The sequence below is a fragment of the Enterobacter sp. 725m/11 genome (genome assembly GCF_011683705.1).
GTDB classification, from domain to species: Bacteria; Pseudomonadota; Gammaproteobacteria; order Enterobacterales; family Enterobacteriaceae; genus Enterobacter; species Enterobacter bugandensis.
This window is the reverse complement of the sequence record NZ_JAAQOK010000107.1, coordinates 1-1,631: the sequence shown is the minus strand read 5'-3', so window position 1 is coordinate 1,631 and position 1,631 is coordinate 1. Positions and strand designations below refer to the sequence as shown.

The 1,631-nt window shown below is 35.8% G+C and carries 1 protein-coding gene; it reads right to left on the bottom strand.

Translation table 11 applies throughout. The features are described from left to right. Positions 1–173: 173 nt before the first annotated feature. A complete protein-coding gene (locus HBA26_RS22585; protein ID WP_347877958.1) occupies positions 174–1,589 on the bottom strand; it encodes an MFS transporter in 1,416 nt (471 codons plus the stop codon). Between the last annotated feature and the right edge of the window lie 42 nt (positions 1,590–1,631).

Below are 1,631 nucleotides of genomic sequence, written 5' to 3'. Positions count from 1 at the left end.
TCCGTCGTCGGCAGCGTCAGATGTGTATAAGAGACAGGAACTAAGTCGAGATGAATGTCTAACTAAATTGGCTTTGATATTAGATGTACCTCTATGCATTGGAAGTTCTCAATAAAACATTTCAATCTCTTAGCTAATGTACGCACATAATGATTAAAGTAGTACATAAAAAACTATTCATGAGTGTCCGAATACTCTTTAAGTAAATGTGAAATAATAAATGATAATAAAATTAACAAAATCGCTGCAACAAGCATTACATTACCGTGAGAATTTAGAAAGGCAATTTTTGAAGCATGAATCAATTCTTGTCCTTGCCAGTTAGGTAATAGATCTGCAATACTGATCGCCTCACTTAATGATAATGGAGGAGCTTGTTTGATATCAGCAAGAAAATCAACAGACAGATTGGCTGTGAATGAAGCCGACATAATCATTCCGAATAATATGATACCAGTTCCTGCTCCAAGTTCATACGCCATTCCCTCAATTGCTCCAGCTTCCCCCGCTTTCTCTTTTTTTGCGGCATTCATAATTACATATGTAGAGGAGATTAGAGCTGCTTCTATGCAAAACCCCAATATAATCATTGTAAGCCAAACCTCCCATCCATTAGAACTAAAGTCCATAAACGCCATGAAAAAGAAACATAACGAGCTTAATAAAACACCATAAAATCCAATTTTTTTAACTCCTAACCATGTAAGTGTGAAACCAACGAAAGGACCAGATATAGAGCTCGCTATAATAAATGGAAATAGAAATAATCCAGCTTGAAAAGGTGATAACCCAAATGCTAATTGTAATTCCTGAGAAACAAAAAATTCGAATCCAACCAGCGTGGCCATAGCGATAAACGCAAGTATTAGCCCCGCTAATATAGGCTTATGTTTGAAGAGCTCAATATCAATCATTGGATGAACATGCTTTATCTGCCTTTTCCAAAATATCAATAGCAAAACTAGTCCCAAAATAATGAATGATAAATATTTAATAAACTCTTCAGAAGCCCCTAAGTTTTTAACACCTAACACAATCATTAATATAGAAAACATCAAAAGCAAAGGATCTAGTAAATTAATAATTTTAGAAGTGTTTAATACTTTATATTCTCTAAGACTCACTAACATAAAAAAAACAATGAAGCAAATAGGAATATTGATAAAAAAGACTGAGTTCCACGAATAATTTTCTATTAAAAGCCCACCTACAAATGGACCGAATGCAGCTCCACCAGTGCCTATAGCGGACCATACGCCGAGTGCAACAGCACGCTCTTTTGGCTTAACGAAAGATAGTCTTAATGCCAAGAGGGTTGCTGGAATGATCATTGCAGCCCCAATGGCCAATAAAGTTCTTGCGCAAATTAACATGATGGTATTAGAAGATATATATGCTAAACATGATGCAACACAAAATAATAACACGCCAATCAGAGATATCTTTTTGAAACCAATTTTATCTGCTAGTACCCCCATAGGCAGCAAAAGACATGCCATAACCAACGAATAGATATCTATAATCCATAAAACTTCCTTGGAAGAAGCTTTAAGATCTAAAGCTAATGATGGCGTTGCAACATGTAGAATAGTAGCTGTCTCTTATACACATCTGACGCTGCCGACGACGGA